General features: G+C 75.4%; 26 protein-coding genes. 22 read left to right on the plus strand and 4 right to left on the minus strand.

What is annotated here, in order from left to right:
- Positions 1-19: 19 nt before the first annotated feature.
- The 8 genes from rpmI to F1C76_19640 all read left to right on the plus strand — a co-directional run bounded on the left by rpmI (position 20) and on the right by F1C76_19640 (position 7,612).
- Positions 20-214, plus strand: coding sequence for a 50S ribosomal protein L35 (rpmI, locus tag F1C76_19605; GenBank protein QNG38469.1), 195 nt, complete (start codon positions 20-22; stop codon positions 212-214).
- A 42-nt stretch (positions 215-256) separates the two neighbouring features.
- Positions 257-646, plus strand: a complete 390-nt coding sequence (gene rplT, locus F1C76_19610) for a 50S ribosomal protein L20 (protein ID QNG38470.1) — start codon at positions 257-259, stop codon at positions 644-646.
- A gap of 76 nt (positions 647-722) precedes the next feature.
- On the plus strand, positions 723-1,514 hold the full coding sequence (locus F1C76_19615) for an RNA methyltransferase (GenBank protein QNG38471.1): 792 nt from the start codon (positions 723-725) through the stop codon (positions 1,512-1,514).
- Between the two features lie 144 nt (positions 1,515-1,658).
- Positions 1,659-2,405, plus strand: a complete 747-nt coding sequence (locus F1C76_19620) for an ABC transporter ATP-binding protein (protein QNG38472.1) — start codon at positions 1,659-1,661, stop codon at positions 2,403-2,405.
- Positions 2,402-3,160, plus strand: coding sequence for an ABC transporter ATP-binding protein (locus tag F1C76_19625; protein ID QNG38473.1), 759 nt, complete (start codon positions 2,402-2,404; stop codon positions 3,158-3,160). Before F1C76_19620 ends, F1C76_19625 begins: the two co-directional genes overlap by 4 nt.
- Positions 3,157-4,422, plus strand: a complete 1,266-nt coding sequence (locus F1C76_19630; GenBank protein QNG38474.1) for an MFS transporter — start codon at positions 3,157-3,159, stop codon at positions 4,420-4,422. Before F1C76_19625 ends, F1C76_19630 begins: the two co-directional genes overlap by 4 nt.
- Positions 4,419-5,900, plus strand: a complete 1,482-nt coding sequence (locus tag F1C76_19635; protein ID QNG38475.1) for an ABC transporter substrate-binding protein — start codon at positions 4,419-4,421, stop codon at positions 5,898-5,900. The genes F1C76_19630 and F1C76_19635 overlap by 4 nt, the downstream gene beginning before the upstream one ends.
- An 11-nt stretch (positions 5,901-5,911) precedes the next feature.
- Positions 5,912-7,612 (plus strand): ABC transporter permease subunit, encoded by a 1,701-nt coding sequence (locus tag F1C76_19640; protein QNG39399.1) that lies wholly within the window; start codon positions 5,912-5,914, stop codon positions 7,610-7,612.
- Here the strand turns inward: F1C76_19640 and F1C76_19645 are convergent.
- The 3 genes from F1C76_19645 to F1C76_19655 are packed head-to-tail and all read right to left on the minus strand — an operon-like array spanning position 7,589 to position 9,907.
- Positions 7,589-8,776 carry an MFS transporter gene (locus F1C76_19645; GenBank protein QNG38476.1) on the minus strand — a complete coding sequence of 396 codons (1,188 nt, stop codon included), beginning with the start codon at positions 8,774-8,776 and terminating at the stop codon, positions 7,589-7,591. The two genes, F1C76_19640 and F1C76_19645, sit on opposite strands and share 24 nt — an antisense overlap.
- Positions 8,773-9,330, minus strand: coding sequence for a TetR family transcriptional regulator (locus F1C76_19650; GenBank protein QNG38477.1), 558 nt, complete (start codon positions 9,328-9,330; stop codon positions 8,773-8,775). Before F1C76_19650 ends, F1C76_19645 begins: the two co-directional genes overlap by 4 nt.
- Complete coding sequence (locus tag F1C76_19655) at positions 9,323-9,907, minus strand: sugar O-acetyltransferase (GenBank protein ID QNG38478.1); 585 nt, start codon at positions 9,905-9,907, stop codon at positions 9,323-9,325. Before F1C76_19655 ends, F1C76_19650 begins: the two co-directional genes overlap by 8 nt.
- 23 nt (positions 9,908-9,930) lie before the next feature.
- On the opposite strand from F1C76_19655, the gene F1C76_19660 reads away from it, so the two are divergent.
- From F1C76_19660 to F1C76_19675, 4 genes are read left to right on the plus strand one after another with little or no spacing between them, the layout of a single operon-like run.
- Positions 9,931-10,620 carry a TetR/AcrR family transcriptional regulator gene (locus F1C76_19660; GenBank protein QNG38479.1) on the plus strand — a complete coding sequence of 230 codons (690 nt, stop codon included), beginning with the start codon at positions 9,931-9,933 and terminating at the stop codon, positions 10,618-10,620.
- A gap of 29 nt (positions 10,621-10,649) precedes the next feature.
- On the plus strand, positions 10,650-11,717 hold the full coding sequence (pheS, locus tag F1C76_19665; GenBank protein ID QNG39400.1) for a phenylalanine--tRNA ligase subunit alpha: 1,068 nt from the start codon (positions 10,650-10,652) through the stop codon (positions 11,715-11,717).
- Complete coding sequence (locus F1C76_19670) at positions 11,714-14,176, plus strand: phenylalanine--tRNA ligase subunit beta (GenBank protein ID QNG38480.1); 2,463 nt, start codon at positions 11,714-11,716, stop codon at positions 14,174-14,176. The genes pheS and F1C76_19670 overlap by 4 nt, the downstream gene beginning before the upstream one ends.
- Positions 14,169-14,951: an SDR family oxidoreductase gene (locus F1C76_19675; protein QNG38481.1), complete on the plus strand. Its 783-nt coding sequence runs from the start codon at positions 14,169-14,171 to the stop codon at positions 14,949-14,951. Before F1C76_19670 ends, F1C76_19675 begins: the two co-directional genes overlap by 8 nt.
- On the opposite strand, the gene F1C76_19680 is transcribed toward F1C76_19675, so the two are convergent.
- Positions 14,948-15,880: a diacylglycerol kinase gene (locus F1C76_19680; protein ID QNG38482.1), complete on the minus strand. Its 933-nt coding sequence runs from the start codon at positions 15,878-15,880 to the stop codon at positions 14,948-14,950. The genes F1C76_19675 and F1C76_19680 overlap by 4 nt on opposite strands.
- A gap of 56 nt (positions 15,881-15,936) precedes the next feature.
- Between F1C76_19680 and F1C76_19685 the strand changes: the two genes are divergently transcribed.
- The 10 genes from F1C76_19685 (at position 15,937) to F1C76_19730 (ending at position 26,200) form a co-directional block, all read left to right on the plus strand.
- Positions 15,937-17,190: an MFS transporter gene (locus F1C76_19685; GenBank protein ID QNG38483.1), complete on the plus strand. Its 1,254-nt coding sequence runs from the start codon at positions 15,937-15,939 to the stop codon at positions 17,188-17,190.
- Positions 17,187-18,227, plus strand: a complete 1,041-nt coding sequence (locus tag F1C76_19690; GenBank protein QNG38484.1) for an N-acetyl-gamma-glutamyl-phosphate reductase — start codon at positions 17,187-17,189, stop codon at positions 18,225-18,227. Before F1C76_19685 ends, F1C76_19690 begins: the two co-directional genes overlap by 4 nt.
- On the plus strand, positions 18,224-19,375 hold the full coding sequence (argJ, locus tag F1C76_19695; GenBank protein ID QNG38485.1) for a bifunctional glutamate N-acetyltransferase/amino-acid acetyltransferase ArgJ: 1,152 nt from the start codon (positions 18,224-18,226) through the stop codon (positions 19,373-19,375). The genes F1C76_19690 and argJ overlap by 4 nt, the downstream gene beginning before the upstream one ends.
- 77 nt (positions 19,376-19,452) lie before the next feature.
- On the plus strand, positions 19,453-20,364 hold the full coding sequence (gene argB / locus F1C76_19700) for an acetylglutamate kinase (protein QNG39401.1): 912 nt from the start codon (positions 19,453-19,455) through the stop codon (positions 20,362-20,364).
- Positions 20,361-21,545, plus strand: coding sequence for an acetylornithine transaminase (locus F1C76_19705; GenBank protein ID QNG38486.1), 1,185 nt, complete (start codon positions 20,361-20,363; stop codon positions 21,543-21,545). The genes argB and F1C76_19705 overlap by 4 nt, the downstream gene beginning before the upstream one ends.
- Complete coding sequence (argF, locus tag F1C76_19710) at positions 21,542-22,474, plus strand: ornithine carbamoyltransferase (protein ID QNG38487.1); 933 nt, start codon at positions 21,542-21,544, stop codon at positions 22,472-22,474. The genes F1C76_19705 and argF overlap by 4 nt, the downstream gene beginning before the upstream one ends.
- A gap of 7 nt (positions 22,475-22,481) precedes the next feature.
- Positions 22,482-23,003 (plus strand): arginine repressor, encoded by a 522-nt coding sequence (locus tag F1C76_19715; protein ID QNG38488.1) that lies wholly within the window; start codon positions 22,482-22,484, stop codon positions 23,001-23,003.
- A complete protein-coding gene (gene argH, locus F1C76_19720; protein ID QNG38489.1) occupies positions 23,000-24,442 on the plus strand; it encodes an argininosuccinate lyase in 1,443 nt (480 codons plus the stop codon). Before F1C76_19715 ends, argH begins: the two co-directional genes overlap by 4 nt.
- 70 nt (positions 24,443-24,512) lie before the next feature.
- A complete protein-coding gene (locus F1C76_19725) occupies positions 24,513-24,908 on the plus strand; it encodes a hypothetical protein (GenBank protein ID QNG39402.1) in 396 nt (131 codons plus the stop codon).
- Positions 24,905-26,200: a tyrosine--tRNA ligase gene (locus F1C76_19730; protein ID QNG38490.1), complete on the plus strand. Its 1,296-nt coding sequence runs from the start codon at positions 24,905-24,907 to the stop codon at positions 26,198-26,200. Before F1C76_19725 ends, F1C76_19730 begins: the two co-directional genes overlap by 4 nt.
- Positions 26,201-26,322: the final 122 nt, after the last annotated feature.

Below are 26,322 nucleotides of genomic sequence, written 5' to 3' on the forward strand. Positions count from 1 at the left end.
CCGAACGAGGACTGAGGACATGCCGAAGAACAAGACCCACAAGGGCACGGCCAAGCGCATCCGCGTGACCGGCACCGGGAAGCTCGTCCGCGAGCACACGAACAACCAGCACAAGTTCGAGGTGAAGTCCTCCTCGCGCAAGCGCCGGGTCAAGGGCGCCGCCGTGCTGTCCCCCGCCGACGCCCCCCGGATGAAGAAGCTGCTCGGTCTCTGACCGGCGCCCCTCTCTCCCCCCTAGACAGACAGGAGCTATCACGTGGCACGCGTGAAGCGGGCGGTCAACGCCCAGAAGAAGCGCCGGACGACCCTCGAGGCAGCCAGTGGCTACCGGGGTCAGCGTTCGCGGCTGTACCGCAAGGCCAAGGAGCAGCTGCTCCACTCGGCCACCTATGCCTACCGCGACCGCAAGGTGCGCAAGGGTGACTTCCGCAAGCTGTGGATCACCCGCATCAACGCCGCGGCGCGGCAGAACGACATGACGTACAACCGCTTCATGCAGGGCCTGAAGCTGGCCGGCATCGAGCTGGACCGCAAGGTCCTCGCCGAGCTGGCCGTCAACGAGCCCGCCGCCTTCGCGGCCCTGGTGGAGACCGCGCGCGCCGCGGTCGCCGCCGCCCCGAACCAGACCGGCGTCGCCGCCGCTTGAGTTCCTCACGACGCCGTCGGCGCCGGGCACCCGCCCGGCACCGGCGGCGTCGTCGTGTGTCCAGGGAGGACCCGCGTTGACCGAACCGCTGACCGAGCGCAACGCCCGCGTCGCCGCCGCCCGCAAGCTCACCCGCCGGGCCGGCCGGGACGCCGCCGGGCTGTTCCTGGCCGAGGGCCGGCAGTCCGTCGTCGAGGCGCTGGAGGCCGGGGCAGCGGCCGAGGTGTTCGCCACCGAGGCCGCCGCCGACGCCCACCGCGAGCTGCTCGCCGGCGCCGGCGTCCCGGTCCGGCTGGTCACCGAGAAGGCCGCCGCCGGGCTGAGCGAGACCGCCACCCCGCAGGGCCTGGTCGCCGTCTGCCCCCTGCGGGACGTGCCGGCCTCCTCGTTGGCCACCGACCCGCCGCAGCTGGCCGTCGCGTTGGCCGAGCTCAACGACCCGGGCAACGCCGGCACCGTGCTGCGCACCGCCGATGCCTGCGGGGCCCGGACCGTCGTGTTCGGCGCGGGCTCGGCCGACCCCTTCCAGGGCAAGGTCGTCCGGTCCAGCGCCGGCAGCCTCTTCCACGTCGACGTCGTCCGCAGTGCCCCCCTCGAGCCCCTGCTGGACGACGTCCGGGCCGCCGGGGTCACCGTGCTGGCCGCCGCCGGCGACGGCGAGGTGGACCTGGACGTCGCCGGGGACGACGGGCTGCTGGCCGGCCCGGTGCTGTGGCTGTTCGGCAACGAGGCCCGGGGCCTGGACCCCGCCCTGGCCGCCCGCGCCGACCACCGGGTCCGGGTGCCCATGCGCGGCCGCGCCGAGAGCCTCAACCTCTCCGTCGCCGCCGCCATCTGCCTCTACGCCACCCAGCTCGCCCAACGCTGACGAGGAGCGCCCTTCTCGTCAGGACCCCTGACGAGGAGGGCGCCCCTCGTCGGCGGGTGGGTGCGTAGCTGCACCCATGCGCAGTCGTTGATGCGAACGTCTTGCAGTTAGGGTCGCCGGACACCCACCCGAGGAGTCCGCCGCGTGCTGCACGTGCACGACCTGTCCGTCACCAGCCCCACCCGCACGCTCCTCACCGGGGTCTCCTTCGAGCTGTCCGCCGGTGAGCGGGTCGGGATCGTGGGGGCGTCGGGGGCCGGCAAGTCCCAGCTGGTCGGCGCCGTCCTCGGGCTGACCCCGCCGGGGCTGACCGTCTCCGGCAGCGTGCAGATCGAGGGCACCGAGGTGGTCGCGGCCCGGCCCGGCGTCTGGCGCCCGTTGCGCGGTCGGGCCACCGCCCTGGTCGCCCAGGACCCGGGCACGGCGCTGGACCCGCTGACCCGGGTGGGCCGACAGGTGGCGCTGCCGCTGCGGGCCCAGGGCGTGGCCCGCGCCGGGGCCCGGGACCGCGCCCGCGCGCTGCTGGCCGAGGTCGGGCTGCCCGACGCCGACCGCCGGTTCCCCAGCCAGCTCTCCGGCGGCCAGCGGCAGCGGGTCGCACTGGCGATGGCCCTGGCCGGCGCACCCCGGCTGCTGGTGGCCGACGAACCGACCTCGGCCCTGGACCCCACCGTGCAGGCCGACGTCCTCGACCTGCTCGACCGGGTGACGACGGAGGGGGCGCTGCTGCTGGTGACCCACGACCTCGCCGTCGCCACCCGGCTCTGCACCCGGCTGCTGGTGCTCGCCGAGGGCCGCCTGGTCGCCGACGGGCCGGTGGCGCAGGTGCTGGCCGACCCGCTGCTGGCCGACGTCGTGGCCGCGTCCCGCGAGCTGGCGGTGCACCGGTGACCGCCCCGTTGCTGGAGGCCCGCGGGCTCTCCCGCCGGTACGGCCGGACGACGGCCCTGGACGACGTCTCGCTCACCCTGGCCGCCGGCGAGCGGCTGGCGGTGGTGGGGGAGTCCGGGTCGGGCAAGTCCACGCTGGCCCGGCTGCTGCTGGCTCTGGACACCCCCGACGCCGGCACCGTCGCCCTCGACGGGCGGGCCGTGCGGCCGGGGTCGTCGCGGTCGCTGCGCTGGTTCCGCCGGCGGGTGCAGACCGTCCCGCAGGACCCCTCCCGCTCGTTCAACCCGCGGATGCGGGTCGGCGCGGCCGTCGCCGAGCCCCTGGCCTGCCTGCAGGTGCACGGTGACCACTCCGCCCGGGTCGCCGAGCTGCTCGTCGCCGTCGGCCTGGAGCCCGACGCCGCCACCCGCTGGCCGCACGAGTTCTCCGGCGGTCAGCGGCAACGGCTGGCGATCGCCCGGGCGCTGGCCCCGCGTCCGGAGCTGCTGATCGCCGACGAGCCGGTGAGCGCGCTGGACGTCGTCGTCCGGCTGCAGGTCGTGGACCTGCTGGCCGAGCTCTCCGCGGCCGAGGGCCTGGCGCTGCTGGTGGTCTCCCACGACCTGGGCGTCGTGCAGCACCTCTGCGACCGGGTGCTGGTCCTCGACGGGGGCCGGGCGGTGGAGGAGGGCCCGGTCGACCGGGTCTTCGCCGCACCCGCCAGCCCGGTCACCGCCCGTCTCCTGGACGCCGTCCCCACCCTGGCTCCGGCGTGAGCTGGGCGCCCTGGGTGCTGGTGCGCCGGCTCCCTGCCGTCCCGCGGCTGCTGCTGGCCAGCCAGCTCGCCTTCAACATCGGCTTCTACCTCGTCGTGCCGTTCCTCGCCGTGCACCTGAGCGAGGACCTGGCGCTGGCCGGCGGGGTGATCGGTCTGGTGCTCGGCATCCGCACCTTCAGCCAGCAGGGGCTGTTCTTCCTCGGTGGCGGACTGGCCGACCGGTTCGGGGTGAAGCCGGTCGTCGTGGTCGGCTGCCTCATCCGGATCGCCGGGTTCGGGGTGCTCGCCGTCGTGCAGAGCCTGCCCGGGGTGCTCGTCGGGGTGGTGCTGGTCGGGTTCGCCGCGGCGCTGTTCTCCCCGGCCGTGGAGTCCGCGCTGGCCGACCAGGGCCGGCAGCTGGAGGAGGCCGGGGTGGCCACCCGGGCCGAGGTGTTCGGGCTGGACGCGATCGCCTCCAAGCTGGGCTCGGTCACCGGGCCGGTGCTCGGTGCGCTGCTGCTCGGCGTCCCGTTCGGGATCACCTGCCTGGTCGCGGCCGGGGTCTTCGTGGTCGTCCTGGTCGCCCACGTGGTGCTGCTCCCGCGGGACCTGCGCACCGGGGTCGGCGAGGTCGAGCCGATGACCGCCGGGTGGGGGCAGGTGCTGCGCAACCGCCGGTTCCTGGCGTTCACCGCCTGCTACTGCACGTACCTGCTGTCCTACAACCAGCTCTACCTGGCGCTGCCCGTCGAGCTCACCCGGGCCACCGGCGGGCAGGGCGCGCTGGGCTGGCTCTTCGTGCTCGCCGCGGTGAGCGTGCTGCTCTTCCAGCTGCCGGTCACCGGTCGGGCCCGCCGCGTCGGCCCCCGCGTGGCCCTCCCGCTGGGCTTCGCGCTGATGAGCGCCTCGTTCCTGCTCGTCGCCGTGCTGGCCCCGCTCACGCCACCGACCGGCATCGGGGCGCTGGCCCCCGCCGTCGGGTTCGTGCTGCTGCTCTACACCGGGCAGATGATCGCCGTCCCGGTCGCCCAGGACCTCGTGCCCCGGCTCGCCGGTGAGCGCCGGCTCGGGGCGCACTTCGGCGTCCTGGCCTCGGCCGGCGGCCTGGCCGTGCTCCTCGGCAGCACCGGCGTCGGGGCCCTGCTCGACCTCGCCGAGACCCCGCAGCCCGCGGCCGCCGTCCCCTGGCTCGTCCTCGCCGCCCTGCCCGCCGCGTCCGCGGTCGGGTTGTGGGCGCTGACCCGTCGTCCCGTCCCCACCCCCGTAGGAGCCCCCTCGTGAAGCGCCGCACCGCCCTGCTCGCCGCCCCCGTCCTGCTGGTCAGCGGGTGCTTCTCCGGAGGCGGGGGGAGCAGCAGCGACGACGGCGCCGACCGGATCCGGCTCGCGCTGGCCTTCCCGCCGGTCGCCGCCCTCTCGCCGTGGACCGACGACGCGGTGCTGCTGACCCGGATGGGCGTCGCCGAGAGCCTGGTGGCCTTCGACGCCTCCGGTGCCGCGCAGCCCCAGCTCGCCGAGTCCTGGGAGTACACCGACGACCGGACGGCGCTGCTCGAGCTGCGCGACGACGTCGTCTTCCACGACGGCACCCCGATGGACGCCGAGGCCGTCGCCGGGTCGCTGAACGCCGCCGCCGCGGCCGACCCGCCGGTGCGGGTGCTCACCGGGGTGGGCCTGACCGCCACCGCCGTGGACGAGGACACCGTGCAGGTCCAGGCCGCGCAGGCCGACCCGTTGCTGGTGCAGCGCCTGGGCGCCCCGGCCCTGGTGGTGCTCGCCCCGGACGCCTACGGCGAGGGTGCCCCCGACCCGGTCGGGCACGGCACCGGCCCCTACGCGATCACCGCGGTGCAGGGCACCCAGTCCGCGACGCTGGACGCCGCCACCGCCTACTGGGACGGCACCCCGGCCGCCGACGGGGTGGACGTCCGCTTCGTCGACGACGCCGGGGCCCGCACCGCCGCGCTGCGGGCGGGCGAGCTCGACGTGGTGCAGGGCGTGCCGGTCGCGCAGCTGCCGACCCTGGGCGAGGACCAGCGGGTGGTGACGACGTCGCTGCCACGGGTCACCGCCCTGTCGCTGAACACCTCCACCGGGGTCTTCGCCGACCCGGCGCTGCGGGCCGCCGCCGTGGCCGCGGTCGACGCCGAGCCGGTCGTGGAGGGCGTCTTCGAGGGCCAGGCCGACGTCGCCCCGGGACTGCTGACCGATGCCACCCTGGGCTCGGCCGCCCGGCCTGCACCGGTGCTGCCGACCGCCGCCGACCCGGCCGGTGCCTCGATCCGGCTGGCCACCTACGACGACCGGCCCGAGCTGCCCGAGGCCGCCGCGGTGCTCGCCGAGCAGCTGCGCGCCGCCGGGTTCACCGTCGAGGTGGTCGTGCAGACCTACGCCACGCTGGAGCCCGACCTGCTGGCCGGCGCGTTCGACGCGGTGCTCGGCAGCCGGCTCACCCTGCTGGACACCGGCGACCCGATCGGCTTCTTCGGCACCGACTACACCTGCGACGGCGGCTACAACCTGGCCCGGCTGTGCGACCCGGCCGTCGACGCCGCGGTCGAGGCGGCCGGGGCGCTGACCGACCCGCTGGAGCGCCGGCAGGCAGCGGCCGACCTCGAGGCGGCCGTGCTGTCCACCGGTGCCGTCGTCCCGGTGCTGCACGAGCAGAGCCGGACCGGGGTCGCCCAGGGCGTGCAGGGCGTCGGCGAGGACCCCTTCGAGCGGCAGGTCGTCACGGTCGCCACCACCACCGGCCGGTGACGACGGCGGTCCTGCAGCGTTCGGCCGGGGTCGCCGGCGCGCTGGCCGGCACCGCGCTGCTCGTCGGCGCGCTGCCCTGGCTGTCCGGGGAGGACCCGGCCCGGTCGGTGCTGCGCGCCCGGGAGATCGACAGCGCCGCCGACGCGGCCACCCTGGACGCCGTCCGGGACCAGCTGGACCTGCCCGCGGACCCGGTCACCGGGACGCTGGGCTGGGCCGGCCGGGTGCTCACCGGCGACCTGGGAACCTCCTGGGTGTCGGGCACCCCGGTCGCCGACACCGTCCTGCCCGCCCTCGGCGTCTCGCTGACCCTGGCCGGCACCGCGAGCCTGGTCGCGCTGGTGCTGGCCGGGCTGCTGACCGTGCCCGCGCTGCTGCGGGCCGCCGACGGGCGGCTCACCGGGGGCGGGGTGGGCGCGGCGGTCGGCGGTGCGCTGGCCGCCCTGCCGGAGTTCGTGCTGGCCGTGCTGCTGGTCTCGGTGGTCGCCGTCGGCTGGGGGCTGCTGCCCACCTCGGGCTTCACCGGGCCGGCGAACCTGGTGCTCCCGGTGCTCGCTTTCGGCATCCCGGCCGCGGGCGTGCTGGCCCGGCTGCTGGCCGGCGCGGTGGCCGCGGCGGCGGGGGAGTCCTGGGTGCGCACCTGGCGGGCCGCCGGCGTGCGGCGCGGGACGATCGCGGCGTCCCTGGGCCGGCGGGCGGTGAGCGTCGTCGTCCCGCAGGTGCTGCTCCTGCTGGTCGGCACGCTGGGTGCGGCCGCTGTCGTGGAGGCCGTCTTCGACGTGCCCGGGCTGGGCGGGGTGGCCCTGGCCGCCGCGCTGGACCAGGACGTCCCGGTCGTGCAGGCCGCGGTGGTGCTGCTGGTCGGGCTCGGGTTGCTGGTCGGCGGCGGCGGGCTGCTGGCGCACCGGCTGCTGCTCGGCCCGGCGCTCCGCGGCAGCGGCTTCACCCCCGAGCTGCTTCCGGCCGGACGGCGGCCGCGCCGGGTGGCGGTCGCGGTCACCGTCGTCCTGGTGGCCGCCGTGGTCGCCGGGCTGCTGCGCGATCCGGCGGCGCAGGACGTCGCGGCGAGGCTCGCCGCACCCTCGTGGACGCACCCCTTCGGTGCCGATCCGCTGGGCCGCGACGTGCTCGCCCGGTTCGGGCACGGCGCACTGCTCAGCGTCGGGCTGGCCGTCGTCCTCGCCGCGCTGGCGCTGGTCGTAGGGCTCGCGGTGGGCCTCCTGGGCCGGGGCGACCGCTCCGGGCCGGCCGACGTGCTGAACGCACTGCCCGCCGTCGTCGTCGGCATCGTGGTCGCCGCGGTCACCGGGCCGGGGCTGCTCGCCGCCTGCCTGGCGGTGAGCCTGGTCGCCTGGATCCCGCTGGCGGTGCACACCCGCACGCTGGCCGCCGAGGCCCGCGCCTCCGGGTTCCACGTCGCCGCGGTGGCCGGTGGCGCCGGGCGCTGGCACGTGCTGCGCCGCCACCTGCTGCCCGTCGTCGGGCCCCCGGTCGTGCGGCACGCCCTGGTGCGCGTGCCGCACGCCTCGCTGGCCCTGGCCGGCCTGTCCTTCCTCGGCCTCGGCGCGGGCGCCGAGTCCCCGGAGTGGGGTCGGGCGCTGGCCGAGACCACCGGCTACCTGGAGCGCGCGCCCTGGGTGGTCGCCGCCCCCGCGGCCGGGCTCGTGCTGCTGGGCGTGATCGCCGCGTCAGCCGACCCGTGTGCGCAGTGACCGGCCGAGCACCAGCACCAGCAGCCCGGCCAGCACCACCGACAGCAGCCCCACCCGCAGACCCACCGCGTCCGCGACGAACCCGATCAGCGGCGGGGAGACCAGGAAGCCGATCCGGAGCAGCAGGTTGACCGCGGTGAGGCCCACCCCGGTCGGCAGGCCGGGCAGCGCGTCGGCCGCGGCGTAGACCGCCGGCACCAGGGTGGCCACGCCCAGACCGGCCAGGGCGAACCCCACCACGGTCGTGGGCACCGACGGGAGGCCCAGCATCAACCCGAACCCGGCGGCGATCACCGCGCCACCGACCCGGGCGACGACCCGCTGACCGAACCGGTCGACCACCCGGTCCCCGGTCAGCCGGCCCACGGTCATCGCCACCTGGAACGCCACGAACCCCAGCCCGGCGGTCACCACGGTCGCGCCCAGGTCGTCGCGCAGCCAGATCGCGCTCCACGACGCGGCGGAGTCCTCGACGAACGCGGCCGCCGCGGCCAGCAGCCCCAGCACCACCAGCGCGAGGACGGCGGTCCGGCGCGCGCTGCGGGCCCCGGGCGCGGTCGGGGCCGTCTCGGGGGCGGGCTCGGCGTCGTCCCGACCGGGCAGCATCCACCGCCGGATCAGGACGGCGACAGCACCGAACACCACGGCCGAGACGCCTAGGTGCACCTCCAGCGGCACACCGAGCCCGGCCACCACCGAGCCCAGGAGCCCGCCGGCGACCGCACCCAGGCTCCAGAGCCCGTGCAGCGCGTTGAGGATCGACCGGCCGTACCCGCGTTGCACCCGCAGCCCGTGCGCGTTCTGCGCCACGTCGACGATCGCGTCCAACGCCCCGACCAGCAGCAGGGCCAGCGCCAGCACCCACCAGCTCGGTGCCGCCGCCGCCCCGGCCACCCCGACGCCCAGACCCAGCAGGCCCAGGGAGGCCACCGGCCCCGACCCGAGCCGCGCGATGAGGACGGCGGCGAGCGGGCCCATCACCAGCGCGCCCAGCGGGGCGGCGGCCAGCGCCGTGCCGAGGGCGGCGTTGGAGAGCCCGAGGTCGTCGCGCAGCTCGGGCAGCCGGGGGATCAGGTTGGCGTAGAAGACCGCGTTGAGCGCGAAGCAGGTGGCGACGGCGACCCGGGCGCGCTGCAGCGGACGGGTGGGAGCGGCGGCGGTCACGGGGTGACCTCCAGGACGCGGGCGAGCACGGCGCGGGTCTCCTCGCGGGTGGGTGGGGCGGTGGTGAGGATGGCGTGCATGGTCAGGCCCTCCATGACGCCGTCGAGGGCGCGGGCCAGGCCGGGCTCCAGGACGCGCTGCAGGGTCTCCCGGCTGCTGCCCATCCAGGACTCGGTGACCTCGCGCAGCGCCGGGTCGCGCAGCGCGGCCAGGTAGAGCTCGTAGGCCACGGCCCACTCGCGCGGTGAGGCCCGGTGGCCCTCCAGCACGAAGTCGGTGGCCGCCTCGAGCATCGAGGCCCGGTCGGTCACCCCGGCGAAGTGCGCCCGGAAGACCTCGGCCATCGTCGCGGCGTACCGGGCGAAGGCGGCCCGGACCAGGTCGCCGAGACCGTCGAAGTGGTAGGTCACCGAGCCCAGCGGCACGTCGGCGGCAGCAGCGATCCGGCGCGAGGTCAGACCGGCCAGGCCGTGCTCGGCGATCACGTCGAGGGTGACGTCGACCAGCCGGTCGCGGCGGTCGGGGTCGAACCGGCGGGTCGGGGCGTCACCCACCGTCGACCGACCGGACCACCCGGGCCGGGTTGCCCACGGCGACCACCCCGGCCGGCAGGTCGCGGGTGACCACCGAACCGGCCCCGACGACGGTGTCCCGGCCGATGGTGACCCCGGGCAGCACGACCACGCCGCCCCCGAGCCACACGTTGTCCTCCAGCGTGATCGGCGCCGAGCCCTCCCACTTGTCCCGCCGCGGGCCGGGCTCGACCGGGTGGGTGGCGGTCAGCAGCTGCACGCCGGGGCCGATCTGGACGTCGTCCCCGATCGTGATCCGGCCGACGTCGAGGGCGACCAGGCCCCAGTTGACGAAGGTCCGGGCGCCGACGGTGGTCTGGTACCCGTAGTCGCAGTGGAACGGGGCGCGGATGGTGCTGTCCGGGCCGAACGCGCCGAGCAGGTCGGTCAACAGCTCCCGGCGGGCGTCGACGTCGGCCGGGTCCAGGCCGTTGTAGCGGTGGGCCAGCGACTGGGCGCGGGCGTTCTCCCGGGCCAGGTCGGGGTCGTCGGCGGTGTAGGCGTCACCGGCCAGCATCCGCTCGCGCATGGTCCGGGTGTCCTCGACGGGGGAGCTCATGGCGGCAGACCCTAGCCGACGATGTGTACGTCCGTACACAAGCGGGACGACCGCGGGGCTGGGAGACTCGCCCGGTGACCCCAGCCGGACGCTCCGACGGCCGCTCCTCGCGGTGGACCGAGCACCGGCGGGCGCGTCGGGTGGAGTTCGTCGCCGCCGCCGTGGAGTCGGTCCGGCGCACCGGTCCCGAGCTGGCCGTCGAGGACGTCGCCCGCACCGCCGGGGTCAGCAAGACCGTGCTCTACCGGTACTTCGCCGACAAGGACGAGCTGGTCGACGCCGTGCTGGAGCGGGTCAGCACCGAGATCCTGCTGCCCCGGCTGCTGGGGGAGCTCGCCGCCGACCGGCCCGGCGACGTCGACCGGCTGCGCGCCGTCGTCGCCGCGTTCGTCGCGATCATCGAGGACGAACCGGCGCTCTACCGGTTCGCCTACGCCCAGGCCGGGCGCGCCGGGCGGGCCGACCTCGTCGCCCAGACCGAGCGCGAGGTGGCCGAGGCGCTGGCCTGGGTGATGGGGGAGCGGCTGGTCGACCACGGCCTGGACCCCGCCCCCACCGCCACCTGGGCCTACGGGGTGGTCGGCATGGTCCAGCTGGCCGCGCACTGGTGGTCCACCGCGCGCACGGTGCCGGCCGCGGAGCTGGTCGACCAGCTGACCGCGCTCGCCTGGGGCGGGCTGTCCACCCTGCTGCCCCCGGCCCCGACCGACTGAGCAGCCCGCGGCAGGCAGAATGGCCTCCCGTGTCTGGTGCCAACGACCCCTACGACCCCAAACAGGTGGCGGCCCTCTCGGCCGACGCCCTGGACGCCGCCGTCGCGGCCGGGGTGGAGGCCTTCGCCGGGGCGGGTGACCTGGAGTCCCTCGCCGCCGTCCGGCCCGCCCACCTGGGCGACCGCGCGCCGGTGTTGCTGGCCCGCCGCGAGCTCGGCGCGCTGCCCCCGGCGGCCCGCAAGGACGCCGGTCAGCGGGTCAACGCCGCCCGGGTGGCACTGACCGACTCCTACGCCGAGCGGCTGGCCACCCTGGAGGCCGAGCGCGACGAGCGGGTCCTCGCCGAGGAGCGGGTCGACGTCACCCTGCCCTGGGACCGCACCCCCCGCGGCGCCCGGCACCCGCTGACCACGCTGAACGACCGGATCGCCGACGTCTTCGTCGGGATGGGCTACGAGGTCGCCGAGGGTCCGGAGCTGGAGAGCGAGTGGCTCAACTTCGACGCCCTCAACACCGGCCCCGACCACCCGGCCCGCTCGCTGGCCGACACCTTCTTCGTCGCGCCGGAGGGCTCGGGTCTGGTGCTGCGCACGCACACCAGCCCGGTGCAGGCCCGCACCATGCTCGAGCGCACGCCGCCGATCTACGTCGTCGCGCCCGGGCGGGTCTACCGCACCGACGAGCTCGACGCCACGCACACCCCGGTCTTCCACCAGGTCGAGGGCCTGGCCGTGGACCGCGGGCTCACCATGGCCCACCTGCGCGGCACCCTGGAGGCGCTGGCCAAGGCGCTGTTCGGGGAGGACTCGCAGATCCGCTGGCGGCCGCACTTCTTCCCCTTCACCGAGCCCTCGGCGGAGTTCGACGTGTTCTTCCCCGAGCACCGCGACGGCCCGCAGTGGGTCGAGTGGGGCGGCTGCGGGATGGTCAACCCCCGGGTGCTCACCGCCTGCGGGATCGACCCCGAGGAGTACAGCGGGTTCGCCTTCGGGATGGGCATCGAGCGCGCCCTGCAGTTCCGCCACGGCGTGGGCGACATGCGCGACATCGTCGAGGGCGACGTCCGGTTCACGCGAGCGTTCGGAGTAGAGCAGTGAAGGTCCCCGTCAGCTGGTTGTCCGAGCACGTCGACCTGCCCGCGGGCACCGGGGTCACCGAGCTCGAGGACGTCTTCGTGCGGCAGGGCCTCGAGGTGGAGGACGTGCTGCGCGCACCGGTCACCACCGGCCCCCTCGTCGTCGGCCGGGTGCTGGAGATCGAGGAGCTCACCGGGTTCAAGAAGCCGATCCGGTACTGCCAGGTCGACGTCGGCAACCCCGAGCCGCAGGGCATCGTCTGCGGCGCGCGGAACTTCGCCGTCGGCGACCTCGTCGTCGTCGCGCTGCCCGGGGCCGTGCTGCCCGGTGACTTCGCCATCGCCGCCCGGACGACGTACGACCACGTCTCCGACGGGATGATCTGCAGCTCCCGCGAGCTGGGCGTGGGTGAGGACCACGACGGCATCCTGGTGCTGGGCACCGACGGCATCGCTCCGGGCACCCCGGCGGCCGGCGTCGTCGGGCTCGACGACGTCGTCTTCGACCTCGAGGTCACCACCGACCGCGGCTACTGCATGGCCATCCGCGGCATCGCCCGCGAGGTCGCCGGCGCGCTGGCCGCCGACTGGCGTGACCCGGCCGCGGCCACCCCGCCCGCCTGGTCGGGCGAGCCGGCCTGGACCGTCGAGGTCGCCGACCCGCAGCGCTGCGACCGGTTCTCCATGATCGCGATGGAGGGCCTGGACCCGGCCGCGCCCAGCCCGTGGTGGCTGCGTCGCCGGCTGGCCCAGTCGGGCATCCGCTCCATCTCACTGGCCGTCGACGTCACCAACCTGGTGATGGTCGAGCTCGGCCAGCCGATGCACGCCTTCGACCGGGCCGCCGTCCGCGGGCCGATCGGGGTGCGCACGGCGGCCGCCGGCGAGCGGCTGACCACCCTGGACGGCGTCGACCGCGCGCTGGACCCCGACGACCTGCTGATCACCGACGAGAGCGGCCCGATCGGCCTGGCCGGGGTGATGGGCGGCCGGTCCACCGAGATCGGCGACGGCACCACCGCGGTGCTGCTGGAGGCCGCGCACTGGGAGCCCACCGGCATCGCCCGCGGCGTCCGCCGGCATAAGCTGCCCAGCGAGGCGGCCAAGCGCTTCGAGCGCGGCACCGACCCCGACGTCACCGTCGTCGCGCTGGCCCGGGCCGCGGCCCTGCTGGCCGAGTACGGCGGCGCCACCGTGGTCGGCGGCGTCGTGGACGTCGACGCGCGTACCCCGCGCCCGGAGATCTCCCTGGCCGTCGACCGGCCCAGCCGCACCGCGGGCATCCCGATCAGCACCGACCAGGTCGTGGACGCCCTGCGCACGGTGGGCGCCTCCGTCGAGCTGTCGGGCGACCGGCTGCTCGTCGTCCCGCCGTCCTGGCGCCCGGACCTCACCGACCCGGCCGACCTGGTCGAGGAGGTCGTCCGGGCCGTCGGCTACGACGAGATCCCCTCGGTGCTGCCCACCGTGCCCCCGGGCCGCGGGCTCACCGCCACCCAGCGCCGCCGGCGCTCGATCGGCCGCGCGCTGGCCGAGGCCGGGTACGTGGAGGCGCCGTCCTACCCGTTCCTGGGCGCCCGGGTGCTCGACTCCCTCGGCCTGCCCGACGACGACCCGCGCCGGGACGTCGTCACCCTGCGCAACCCGCTCTCGGAGCAGGAGCCGTCGCTGCGCACCACGCTGCTGCCGGGCCTGCTGGCCACCCTGGCCCGCAACCTGGGCCGGGGCCAGCGCGACCTGGCCGTCTTCGAGCACGGCGCGGTGTTCCCCGCCGGTGACGGCGCGGTCGCCCCGCTGCCCGGTGTCGACCGGCGTCCCGACGACGAGACGCTCGCCGCGCTGCTGGGCGCGGTCCCGGTGCAGCCCTGGCACGTCGGGGTGGTCCTCGCCGGCACCCGGGAGCCCCGCGGCTGGTGGGGTCCCGGCCGTCCGGCCGTGTGGGCCGACGCCGTGCAGGCCGCCCGGCTCGTCGCCGACGCCGCCGGGGTCGAGCTGACCGTGCGCGCCGCCGAGCACGCGCCCTGGCACCCCGGCCGCTGTGCCGAGCTGCTGGTGGGGGAGGCCGTCGTCGGGCACGCCGGCGAGCTGCACCCCCGGGTCTGCGCCGCCCTCGAGCTCCCGCCCCGCACGTCGGCGATGGAGCTGGACGTCGACGCGCTGCCGGACAAGGCGGTCGCCCAGGGCCCGCACGTCGCGTCGTTCCCGCCCGTGCGGATGGACGCCGCGCTCGTGGTGCCCGCGGAGCACCCCGAGGCCACCGTGCGTGCGGCGCTCGCCGCCGGCGCCGGGGAGCTGCTGGAGGACCTGCGGCTCTTCGACGTCTACACCGGCTCGCAGGTCGCCGAGGGGCAGCGGTCGCTGGCCTACGCGTTCGTCTTCCGGGCGCCGGACCGCACGCTCACCGGCGAGGAGGCCCAGGCGGCCTTCGACGCCGCCGTCGAGTCCGCCCGCGCCGCGACGGGGGCGGTGCTGCGTGGGTGACCTCGACGGGACCGTCGCGCTGGTCACCGGCGCCTCCACCGGGATCGGCCGGGCGCTCGCCGAGGGCCTGGCCGCCCGCGGTGCCTCGGTGGCCGGCCTGGCGCGCGGCGCCGACCGGCTGACCGCGGCCATGGCCGAGATCCCCGGCCGGACGTTCGCGGTGCCCGCCGACGTCACCGACCTCGCTCACGTCCGTGCTGCCGTCGCCCGGGTGGAGGCCGAGCTCGGCCCGGTCGACCTGCTGGTCAACAACGCCGGGCTCATCGACGCCGCCGAGGTGCCGGTCTGGGAGGCCGACCCGGAGCAGTGGTGGTCGGTGGTGGAGAGCCAGCTGCGCGGCCCGTTCCACCTGGTGCAGGCCGTCGTGCCGTCGATGGTCGCCCGCGGCACCGGCCGGGTGGTCGACGTGACCAGCGGCCTGGCCACCCGGGTCGACCCGCACTACAGCGCCTACTGCGTCGGCAAGGCCGGCCAGCTCCGGATCACCGAGTCCCTCGCCGCCTCGGGCGTGCTCGCCTTCGACGTGGCCCCCGGGGTGGTCGACACCCCGATGACCCGCTCGATGGCCATGTGGGACGGCTACGAGGACTGGACCCCGGTGTCCGCCGTCGTCGACCTCGTGGCCGCGATCGCCGAGGGGCGGCTCGACGCCTGGTCGGGACGCTTCGTCCGGGCCGGCAAGGACACCCTCGACGCGCTGGCCGCGGCCACCCCGACCGACGCCGAGCGCCGGCTCCGGCTGCTGCCGTACGGGACGACCGACCCGGTCGCCTAGAACAGCGTGCGCAGCGCCCCCGGGGCGATGTCGACGGTGACGGTGGTGTCGGCCTCGAGCTCGACCAGCTCACCGTCGAGCTGCAACGGCATGGGGGTCAGCACGGTCAGCTCGTGGTGGGTCGCGGTGGGCTGGGCGCCCAGGCCGACCGTCGCCGCCTTGACCGCGGTGGCGAGCACCTTCAGCTTGCTGGTGCGCCGGTTGACCACCAGCTCGAACCGGCCGTCGTCGGGCCGGCCGCCCTCGGACAGCTTGGCGACCTTGGCCATCTGGGCGATGTTGGCGTACAGCAGGCTGTCGATCTCGATCTGCTGGCCGTCCTCAAGCCGCACCGGGAACGGCCGGAAGCTGCGGAACCCGCGGACCACCGAGGCGATCTCGCGCCACGAGCCCTTGCCGCCGGCCTCGATGTCCACCGCGACGACCGGGGTGATCCCCAGGCCGATGTAGGAGTGGGCGTAGCGCACCTCGTCGTGGCCGCCGCCGGCCAGGGTCAGCCGGAGCAGGTCCATCTGCGTGGTGTCCCCGGCGACGATCGCGTCGGCCAGCGGCCGGGTGCGGGTGACCCGCCGGTGGTCGTTGGCGTTGCCCGCGGCGCGCACCGCGGCGGTCGCCTCGGGGTTGTCGGCCTGCATGACGCCGTCGACGACCTCGTTGTAGCCGCCGTCCCCGCTGACCGAGACGACCAGCGGCCGCCCGTGCGCCGCCGCCTCCCGGGCCAGGTCGCGGGCGTGCCCGGCGTGCTGGGTGGGCGCCATCTCCAGCGGGGTGCCGGGGAGCCGGCGGGCCAGCTCCTCGCTCAGGTCCTCGGCGAGCGCGGGGGCGTCCCCGGTGCTCTTCGGGTTGAACACGATCACGATCTTGTCGAACGACACCGTCGGCCTCTCGTCGAACGTCGGGGGAGGGCGTCGTCCCGACCGGCTGATCATGGCCGACGGCGACGTGCCCCGCCGGGTGGACCCGCGGGGCCCCCGCGTGCGGCAGGCTGCCGGGCGTGGCGGACGGGGAGCGGCTGTCGGCGGACTTCTGGCGGCTCTGGGGCGCCGGCGTGGTGTCCCGGCTGGGCGGCGGGATGCAGAGCGCCGCCGGTCCGCTGCTGGCCGCAGCGCTCACCCGGGACCCGCGGCTGGTCGCGCTGGTGTCGGTGTCGGCGGGGCTGCCCTGGCTGCTGTTCGCGCTGCACACCGGCGCACTGGCCGACCGCTGGGACCGGCGCCGCACGATGGTGGTCTGCGACGTGGTGAGTGCAGCGCTCCTGGCCGTCCTGGCCGTGCTGGTGCTGGTGGACGGCGCCGGGTTGTGGGTGCTGTGTGCCGTCGCCTTCGCCGCGGCCACGGTGAGCACCCTCTTCGACAGCGCGAGCCAGGCCGCGCTGCCCTCGATCGTGCCCACGCCGCTGCTGGGAGCGGCCAACAGCCGGCTGTACACCGGCGTCGTCCTGACCGGGCTGTTCGCCGGCCCGCCGCTGGGCAGCTGGTTGTTCACCCAGGCTCCGGCGGTGCCCTTCGCCGCGAACGCCGTCTCCTTCGTCGGCTCGGCGCTGCTGGTGGCCGCGATCCGCCGTCGCTTCACCGCCGCCGAGCGCTCGGGCACCCGGATCGGCACCGAGATCGCCGAGGGCGTCCGCTGGTTGTGGCAGCACCGGCAGCTGCGCGCCCTGGTCGTCCTGCTCACCGCCTGGAACCTCACCGAGACCGCCTACCTGGGCATCCTCGTGCTGTACGGCCTGGAGGTCCTGGGGCTGCCCGCGTCCGGCTACGGGGTGCTGCTCACCGGGGTGGCGGTCGGTGGGGTGCTCGGTGCGCTGGCTGCGCCCCGGGTGGAGCGCCGGATCGGCACCGGGACGACGATCGCCGGCACGGTCGGGCTGACCGTGCTGGGCACCGTCGTGCTGTCGGTGACCCGGGAACCGGTCGTGGCAGTGGTGGCCCTGGGCGTGGTCGGGCTGGCCGCCTTCGCCTTCAACGTGGTGTCGGTCAGCTACCGGCAGGCCGTCGTCCCGGACCGGTTGCAGGGGCGGGTCTCCAGCGCCTACCGGTTCGCCACGTGGGGCGTCGCCCCGGTCGGTGCCGGTCTCGGGCGGGGTGGCCGCGTCGGCCTTCGGCGTCCCCGCGGTGTTCGTCGGGGCTGCCGTCGTGCTGACCGCCGCAGGAGCGGTGGTGCTGCCCCGGTTGACCGACCGCCACCTGCAGGCGGCACTGCACGATCATCCGGCCTAGTGCATACTCATGCATCGTGAGTGGACAACAGACGTGGACGGTCGGGGTCACCGGCGCCACCGGGTACGCGGGCGGTGAGGTGTGCCGGCTGCTGGCCGGGCACCCGCAGCTGCAGCTGACCGGGGTGCACGCAGCATCGAGCGCCGGCCGACGCCTGGGGGAGTCCCAGTCCCACCTGCTGCCCTACGCCGACATGGTCGTGCAGCCCTCCGACCCGTCCGACCTGGCCGGTTACGACGTCGTCGTCCTGGCCCTGCCGCACGGTGCGTCCGGCGCCATCGCCGCGGGGCTGCCCGACGACGTCCTGGTGCTCGACTGCGGCGCCGACCACCGGCTCAGCGACCCCGCGGCCTGGGAACGGTGGTACGGCAGCGAGCACGCCGGCACCTGGCCCTACGGCCTGCCCGAGCTCCCCGGCCAGCGCGCCGTGCTCGCCGACGCGCGGCGGATCGCCGTCCCCGGCTGCTACCCGACCAGCGTGACCCTCGCGATGGCCCCCGCCCTGGCGGCCGGTCTGGTCGAGCCCGAGGTGGTCGTCGTCGCGGCCTCGGGCACCTCCGGTGCCGGCCGGGCCGCCAAGCCGAACCTGATCGGTTCGGAGGTGATGGGGGCCGCCAGCGCGTACGGCGTGGGCGGTGTCCACAGGCACACCCCGGAGATGACGCAGAACCTGTCGGTGGCCGCCGGTAGGACCGTCGGCGTGAGCTTCACCCCGACCCTGGTGCCCATGGCCCGCGGCATCCTCGCCACCTGCTCGGCCAAGGTGCTGCCCGGCGTCGACGCCGCAGCTGCCCGGGCCGCCTACGAGCAGGCCTACGCCGACGAGCCCTTCGTGCACCTGCTCCCGGAGGGCCAGTGGCCCACCACCGCCGCCGTGCTCGGCGCCAACACCGTCGCGCTGCAGGTGACCGTCGACCCGGATGCGGGCCGGCTGGTCGTCGTCGCGGCGGTGGACAACCTGACCAAGGGCACGGCGGGCGGGGCGCTGCAGTGCGCCAACATCGCCCTCGGCCTCCCCGAGACCACCGGTCTCCCGCTCGTCGGAGTCGCACCGTGACCACCACCGCACCCCAGGGCTTCCGGGCCGCCGGCGTCGCCGCCGGGCTCAAGTCCTCCGGCGACCCCGACGTCGCCCTCGTCGTCAACGACGGGCCGGACGACGTCGCCGCCGCCGTCTTCACCACCAACCGCTTCCCGGCCGCCCCCGTGCTGTGGAGCCGCCAGGTGCTGGGCAACAGCCGGGTCCGCGCCGTCGTCCTCAACTCCGGCGGGGCGAACGCCTGCACCGGCCCCGAGGGCTTCGGTGACACGCACGCCACCGCCGAGCACGTCGCGCAGACCCTCGGGCTGGGCGCGATCGACGTGGCAGTGGCCTCCACCGGGCTCATCGGTGTCCGGCTGCCGATGGACAAGCTGACCGCCGGCGTCACCGCCGCCGCGGCCCAGCTGTCCACCGACGGCGGTCCGGCCGCCGCGCGGGCGATCATGACCACCGACTCGGTGCCGAAGACGACGGTGCAGACGCGCGAGGGCTGGACGGTCGGCGGGATGGCCAAGGGCGCGGGCATGCTGGCGCCCAGCCTGGCCACCATGCTCGTCGTGCTCACCACCGACGCGGTGGTGACCGCCGACGTGCTGGCCCCGGCCCTGCGGCACGCGACGGAGCACTCCTTCGAGCGGGTCGACAGCGACGGCTGCCTGTCCACCAACGACACCGTGCTGGTGCTGGCCAACGGCGCCTCCGGCGTCACCCCCACCGCCGAGGAGCTCGGGGCCGCCCTCGACGCGGCCTGCCTCGACCTGGCGATGCAGCTCCTGGCCGACGCCGAGGGCAGCACCAAGGACATCGCGATCGAGGTCCGCAACGCCGCGTCCGTGGCCGACGCCCTCACGGCGGCCCGGGCCTGCGCCCGCAACAACCTGCTCAAGACCGCGCTGTTCGGCAACGACCCCAACTGGGGCCGGGTGCTCGCGGCGATCGGCACCACCGACGCCGCGTTCGAGGCCGACCAGGTCGACGTGACCATCAACGGGGTCACCGTCTGCCGGGGCGGGGCGATCGGCGACAGCCGGGACGGCGTGGACCTCACCGGCCGGGGCATCAGCATCGACGTCGACCTGCGGGCCGGCTCCGAGCGCGCCACGGTGTGGACGAACGACCTGTCCATCGCCTACGTGCACGAGAACTCGGCGTACTCGACGTGACCGCCGAGGACCCCACCCGGCCCGACGTGCGGCCGGACGAGGTGCCCCCGAAGCGCCGGGTCGGTACCAGCCGTGTCATGCGCACCCAGGACCCCGAGGGCGACGCGGCGAAGGTCGCCGTCCTCACCGGGGCGCTGCCCTGGCTCAAGGAGTTCCACGGCAACGTCGTCGTCGTGAAGTACGGCGGGCACGCCATGGTCGACGACGAGTGCCGGGCCGCGTTCGCCGAGGACATGGTCTTCCTGCGGACCTGCGGCATCCTGCCCGTCGTCGTGCACGGCGGTGGACCGCAGGTGAGCCGGATGCTGTCCCGGCTGGGTGTGGAGAGCGAGTTCCGCGGCGGCCTGCGGGTCACCACCGAGGAGACCATCGGCGTCGTCCGGATGGTGCTCGTCGGACAGGTCGGCCCCGAGGTGGTCGGGCTGATCAACAGCCACGGGCCGCTGGCGGTCGGGCTGAGCGGTGAGGACGGCGGGCTGTTCACCGCCGAACGCACCCAGGCCGTCGTGGGCGGTCAGCCGGTCGACGTCGGGCTGGTCGGTGACGTGGTCGCGGTCGACCCGGCGCCGGTGACCGCGCTCCTGGAGGCCGGGCACATCCCGGTCGTGGCCACGGTCGCCCCCGACGTGGACGGCCAGCTGCACAACGTCAACGCCGACACCGCGGCGGCGGCCCTGGCCGTGGCGCTGGGTGCGGTCAAGCTCGTCGTGCTCACCGACGTCGAGGGCCTGTACTCCGACTGGCCCGACCGGGACTCCCTCGTCGAGCAGATCGACAGCGCCGAGCTGGCCGAGATCCTGCCGACCCTGGACGCCGGGATGATCCCGAAGATGGCCGCGTGCCTGCGCGCCGTGGAGGGCGGGGTGGACCGGGCGACCGTCGTGGACGGCCGACTGCCGCACGCCCTGCTGCTGGAGATGTTCACCACCGAGGGCACCGGGACGATGGTCGTCCCTGCCGCACCGACCCCCGAGGAGGGTTCAGCATGACGAGCACAGAGGAGCTGACCCGCCGCTGGTCGGCGGTGATGATGGGCAACTACAAGACCCCGCCGGTCGCCCTGGCGTACGGCCGAGGTGCCAGCGTGTGGGACGTCGACGGGCGCGAGTACGTCGACCTGCTGGGCGGCATCGCCACCACGATCCTGGGCCACGCGCACCCGTCGGTGGTCGCCGCGATCACGAAGCAGGCCGCGGTGCTGGGCCACGTGTCGAACCTGGCGATGCACGAGCCCGGGGTGACCCTGGCCGAGCGGCTGCTGGAGCTGGCCGGGCGCCCGGGACGGGTCTTCTTCTGCAACTCCGGCGCCGAGGCCAACGAGGCCGCCTTCAAGATCAGCCGGCTCACCGGCCGGCCCGAGGTGGTCACCGCCCTGGGCTCGTTCCACGGTCGGACCATGGGCTCGCTGGCCCTGACCGGCCAGCCCGCCAAGGCGCAGGCGTTCGCCCCGCTGCCCGGCGGCGTGCGGCACGTGCCCTACGGCGACCCCGACGCCCTCGAGCTCACCGAGCAGACCGCGATGGTGCTGCTGGAGCCGATGCTCGGTGAGGGCGGCGTGCTGCCGGCCCCGGCCGGCTACCTGGCCGCCGCGCAGGACCAGGCCCGCGAGGTCGGCGCGCTGTTCGCCGTCGACGAGGTGCAGACCGGGTCCGGCCGCACCGGGCAGTGGTTCGCGCACGCCGCCGACGGCGTCACCCCCGACGTGATCACCCTGGCCAAGTCGATCGGCGGCGGACTCCCGCTGGGCGCGACCCTGGCCTTCGGGGACTCCGCCGAGCTCCTCGGCGCCGGTTCGCACGGCTCCACCTTCGGCGGCAACCCGATCGCGGCTGCCGCGGCTCTCGCGGTGCTCGACACCATCCGCGACGAGGGCCTGCTCGAGCGGGCCAAGGACCTCGAGCACCGGTTCACCACCGGCATCGAGGGCCTGGGCCACCCCGCGATCCGCAGCGTCCGGGGACGCGGTGCCCTGCTCGGCGTCGTCCTCACCAGCGAGGTCGCGCCGCAGACCGAGGTCGCACTGCGCGGTGCGGGGTACCTGACCAACGCGGTCGCCCCCGACGTCGTCCGGCTGGCGCCCTCGCTCGTCGTCACCGACGCCCAGGTCGACGCCTTCGTCGAGGCCCTCCCGGCCGCCCTGGACACCGCACTGCAGGAGTCCGGCCAGTGAGCCCGCGGCACTTCACCAAGGACGACGACCTCAGCCCGGCCGAGCAGGCCGAGGTCCTCGCGCTGGCGGCGGAGCTCAAGAAGACGCGGCACACCGCCGACGCCCCGACGCCGCTGGCCGGCCCCCGCTCGGTCGCCGTCGTGTTCGACAAGCCCTCCACCCGCACCCGGGTGTCCTTCTCCATCGGGGTCGCCGAGCTCGGTGGCTACCCGCTGGTGATCGACGCGGCCGGCAGCCAGCTCGGCCGGGGGGAGCCGATCGAGGACACCACCCGGGTGCTCGACCGGCAGGTCGCCGCGATCGTCTGGCGCACGTTCGGGCAGGACCGTCTGGAGGCGATGGCCGCGGTCAGCAGCGTGCCGGTGGTCAACGCACTCACCGACGCCTACCACCCGTGCCAGATCCTGGCCGACCTGCAGACCATCGCCGAACGCCGGACGACCCTGGCCGGACTCACGCTGACCTACCTGGGCGACGGCGCCAACAACATGGCGCACTCCTACGCCCTGGGTGGCGCCACCGCCGGCATGCACGTGCGGATCGGCTCTCCGGAGGGCTTCGCTCCCGCCCCCGCGATCATGGCCCGCGCGGCCGAGGTGGCCGCGCAGACCGGTGGCTCGGTCACCTGGACCGCCGACCCCGCCGCGGCAGCCGACGGGGCGGACGTGCTGGCCACCGACACGTGGGTGTCGATGGGCCAGGAGGACGACGGCATCGACCGGGAGGCCCCGTTCCGGCCCTACGCCCTGGACGAGCAGGCGCTGGGCCGGGCGGCCTCGGACGCCGTCGTGCTGCACTGCCTGCCCGCCTACCGCGGCAAGGAGATCGCCGCGTCGGTCATCGACGGCCCGCAGAGCGCGGTGTTCGACGAGGCGGAGAACCGGCTGCACGCCCAGAAGGCCCTGCTCACCTGGCTGCTGTCCCGGTGACCCGACGATGACCTCGGCGCTGAGCCGGCCGGCCCGGCACGCCCGGATCGCCGAGCTCATCACGGCCCAGCCGGTGACCAGCCAGGCACACCTGGCGCGGTTGCTGGCCGAGGCCGGCGTCGACGTCACCCAGGCCACGCTGTCCCGGGACCTGGAAGAGCTCGGGGCGGTCAAGATGCGCGGTTCCGACGGGGTGCCGGCGTCCTACGTGCTGCCCCCGGAGAACGCCCCGCTGCGCCCGGCGCAGTCCGCCCCCGGTCGGCTGACCCGGATGCTGGGCGAGCTGCTGACCAGCGCCGAGGGCAGCGCCAACCTGGCCGTGCTGCGCACCCCTCCAGGGGCAGCGCAGTTCCTGGCCTCGGCCCTGGACAAGGTTGGCCTCCCCGACGTCCTGGGCACCATCGCCGGCGACGACACTCTGCTGGTCGTCTCCCGCGACCCGGTCGGCGGCGCCGCGCTCGCCGACCGCCTGCTGGCGCTGGCCGCCGGCAACCCCGCCTCCGACCCCGAAGGACGTCCCGCACCGTGAGCACCGCACCGACCGGTTCCGACACCAGGCTCTGGGGAGGCCGGTTCGGCGGTGGCCCGTCCGCGGCGATGGCCGCCCTCTCCAAGTCCACCGACGTCGACTGGCGGCTGGCCCCCTTCGACCTGGCCAGCTCCCGGGCGCACGCCCGGGTCCTGCACCGCGCGGGGCTGCTCACCGCCGACGAGCTCGAGCAGATGGTGGGTGCGCTCACCGAGCTCTCCGCCGAGGTCGCCGACGGCACCTTCACCGCGATCGAGGCCGACGAGGACGTGCACGAGGCCCTCGAGCGCGGCCTCACCGCCAAGCTCGGCACCCTCGGCGGCAAGCTGCGCGCCGGCCGCTCCCGCAACGACCAGGTCGCCACCGACCTGCGGCTCTACCTCCGGCACCACGTCCGGTCCCTGGTGGGCGACCTCGCCGACCTCGAGCAGGCGCTGGTCGGGCTGGCCGAGCGGTACCGCACGGTGGCCGCCCCCGGCATGACCCACCTGCAGCACGCCCAGCCGGTGCTCATCGCCCACCAGCTGCTGGCACACGCGCACTCCTTCGCCCGCGACGTCGACCGGCTGCTGGACTGGGACCGCCGCACCGCGGTCAGCCCGCTGGGTGCCGGTGCCCTGGCCGGCTCCTCGCTGCGGCTGGACCCCGATGCCGTCGCCGCCGAGCTCGGCTTCGACCGCGCCGCCGACAACTCCATCGACGCCGTCAGCGACCGGGACTTCGCCGCCGAGTTCTGCTTCGCGGCCGCCCTGCTCGGGGTGCACCTGTCCCGGCTGGGGGAGGAGGTCGTGCTCTGGACGTCGACCGAGTTCGGCTGGGCCCGGCTCGACGACGCCTGGGCCACCGGGTCCTCGATCATGCCGCAGAAGAAGAACCCCGACATCGCCGAGCTGGCCCGCGGCAAGGCCGGCCGCTTCGTCGGCAACCTGACGGGCCTGCTGACGATGCTCAAGGGGCTGCCGCTGGCCTACGACCGCGACCTGCAGGAGGACAAGGAGCCGGTCTTCGACTCCATCGAGCAGCTCGCCCTCCTGCTGCCCGCGGTCACCGGGATGATCGCCACCCTCACCCTGCGCCCCGAGGTGCTGGAGGCCGCCGCCCCCCAGGGGTTCGCGCTGGCCACCGATGTCGCCGAGTGGCTGGTGTCGGCCGGGGTGCCGTTCCGGTCAGCGCACGAGATCAGCGGCGCCATGGTCGCCCGCTGCGAGGAGCTCGGCGTCGAGCTCGACGAGCTCACCGACAGCCAGCTCAGCGAGGTCTCCGAGCACCTGACGCCCGAGGTCCGCACCGTCCTGTCGGTACCGGGCGCCCTGGCGGCGCGCAAGGCCCGCGGCGGGACGGCGCCCGAGCGGGTCGCCGAGCAGCTGGAGGCGCTGACCGCGCTGGTGGCCGACCACCGCTCCTGGGCCGGGGCCTCCCCGGTCGCTGCCGCACTCTGAGCCGGTGGACCGCCCTGGGCCGCTCGTCACCCCCGACGAGCTGCTCGGGCGCGTGTACTTCAGCTACGGCATGCACTGGTGCGCCAACGTGGTGGTGGGCCACGAGGGGGAGGGGTCGGCCGTCCTGCTCCGGGCCGGGGAGGTGGTGGCTGGCCTCGAGCCGGCCCGGACCCGGCGGCCGGCGTCGTCCACGGATCGCGACCTCGCCCGGGGGCCGGCCCGGTTGACCTCCGCGCTCGGGATCGGCGCGGACGACCGGGACGCCTGGTTGCTGTCGCCGTCCTCGCCGGTGCGCCTGCACCACGGCACACCACCGGCGTCGGTGACCGCCGGACCCCGGGTCGGGATCACCCACGCGGCGGACCTGCCGTGGCGGTTCACCGAGACCGGCGCCCCCACCGTGAGTGCCTTCCGTGCAGGGGTGCGGACGACGCGACGGGCTGCCGGGCAGGATGGAGCCCCGTGAGCACCCCTGACGTCGTCGACGAGCTGCACCGCCGCGGGCTGATCGCCCAGAGCACCGATGAGACCGCCCTGCGCGCCTCGCTGGCCGAGGGCACGGTCACCTACTACTGCGGCTTCGACCCCACCGCGGCCTCGCTGCACGTCGGCCACCTGATCCAGTTCATGGTGCTGCGCGCCCTGCAGCGCGCCGGCCACCAGCCGATCGTGCTGGTCGGGGGAGCCACCGGTCTCATCGGTGACCCCCGCCCCTCGGCCGAGCGCACCCTGAACTCACCGGAGCTGGTCGCCGAGTGGGTGGAGCGCATCCGCGCCCGGGTGGCGCCCTTCCTCGACCGGCCCGCCGCCGAGGAGGGCCTGCGGGCACCGGTCTACGTGAACAACCTGGACTGGACGGCGCCCCTGTCGGCGATCGACTTCCTCCGGGACCTGGGCAAGAACTTCCGGGTCAACCGGATGCTGGCCAAGGAGGCCGTCTCGGCCCGGCTGAACAGCGACGCCGGGATCAGCTACACCGAGTTCAGCTACCAGATCCTGCAGGCCAACGACTTCCGCGAGCTGTTCGAGAGGCACGGCTGCACGCTGCAGACCGGGGGTTCGGACCAGTGGGGGAACATCACCGCCGGCACCGACCTGGTCCGGCGCACCCACGCCACGTCCGTGCACGCACTGGGGACGCCGCTCATCACCCGGGCGGACGGCACGAAGATCGGCAAGACCGAGGGTGCGACGGTCTGGTTGGACCCCGAGCTCACGAGCCCCTACCGGTTCTTCCAGTACTGGTTGGGTCTGGACGACGTGGACGTGCGCGCCTGGTTGCCGTTGTTCTCCGAGCGCCCTCCCTCCGAGGTGGCGGAGCTGATCGCGTCGTCGGAGGAGAAGCCGCAGGCACGCGAAGCCCAGCGGGCCCTCGCCGAGGAGCTCACCCGACTCGTGCACGGGGACGACGAGCTGCGCCAGGCGGAGGCGGCCGGGCGCGCGCTCTTCGGCCGGGCCGAGCTCACCGACCTGTCGCCGGACACCCTCGAGGCGGCGCTGTCCGAGGCCGGGGTGACGACGGTCGAGGGGGAGTGGCCCACCCTGGCCGCGCTCTTCCAGCAGTCCGGCCTGTGCTCCTCGCTGTCGGACGCCCGACGCACGATCAAGGAGGGCGGGGCGTACCTGAACAACGTCCGGGTGACCGACGGGGAAGCGGTTCCGGGGGCCTCGGACGTCCTGCCAGGAGGATGGCTCGTCCTGCGCCGCGGGCGTCGCACGGTCGCCGGCGCCCGCCAGAGCGCCCCCACCGGGGTCTGACCTGCGCCTCAGCGTCGTGTGAACGGCGCGTGACGGGCGGGTTCCGACCAGGTGGCGGGCGTCACCCGGTCGCGGGTTTGACAGCCCCCGCCGCGGCACGTAACTTTCTCTCTGCGCCGGGA

The organism is Geodermatophilaceae bacterium NBWT11 (assembly GCA_014218215.1).
Lineage (GTDB): Bacteria > Actinomycetota > Actinomycetes > Mycobacteriales > Geodermatophilaceae > Klenkia.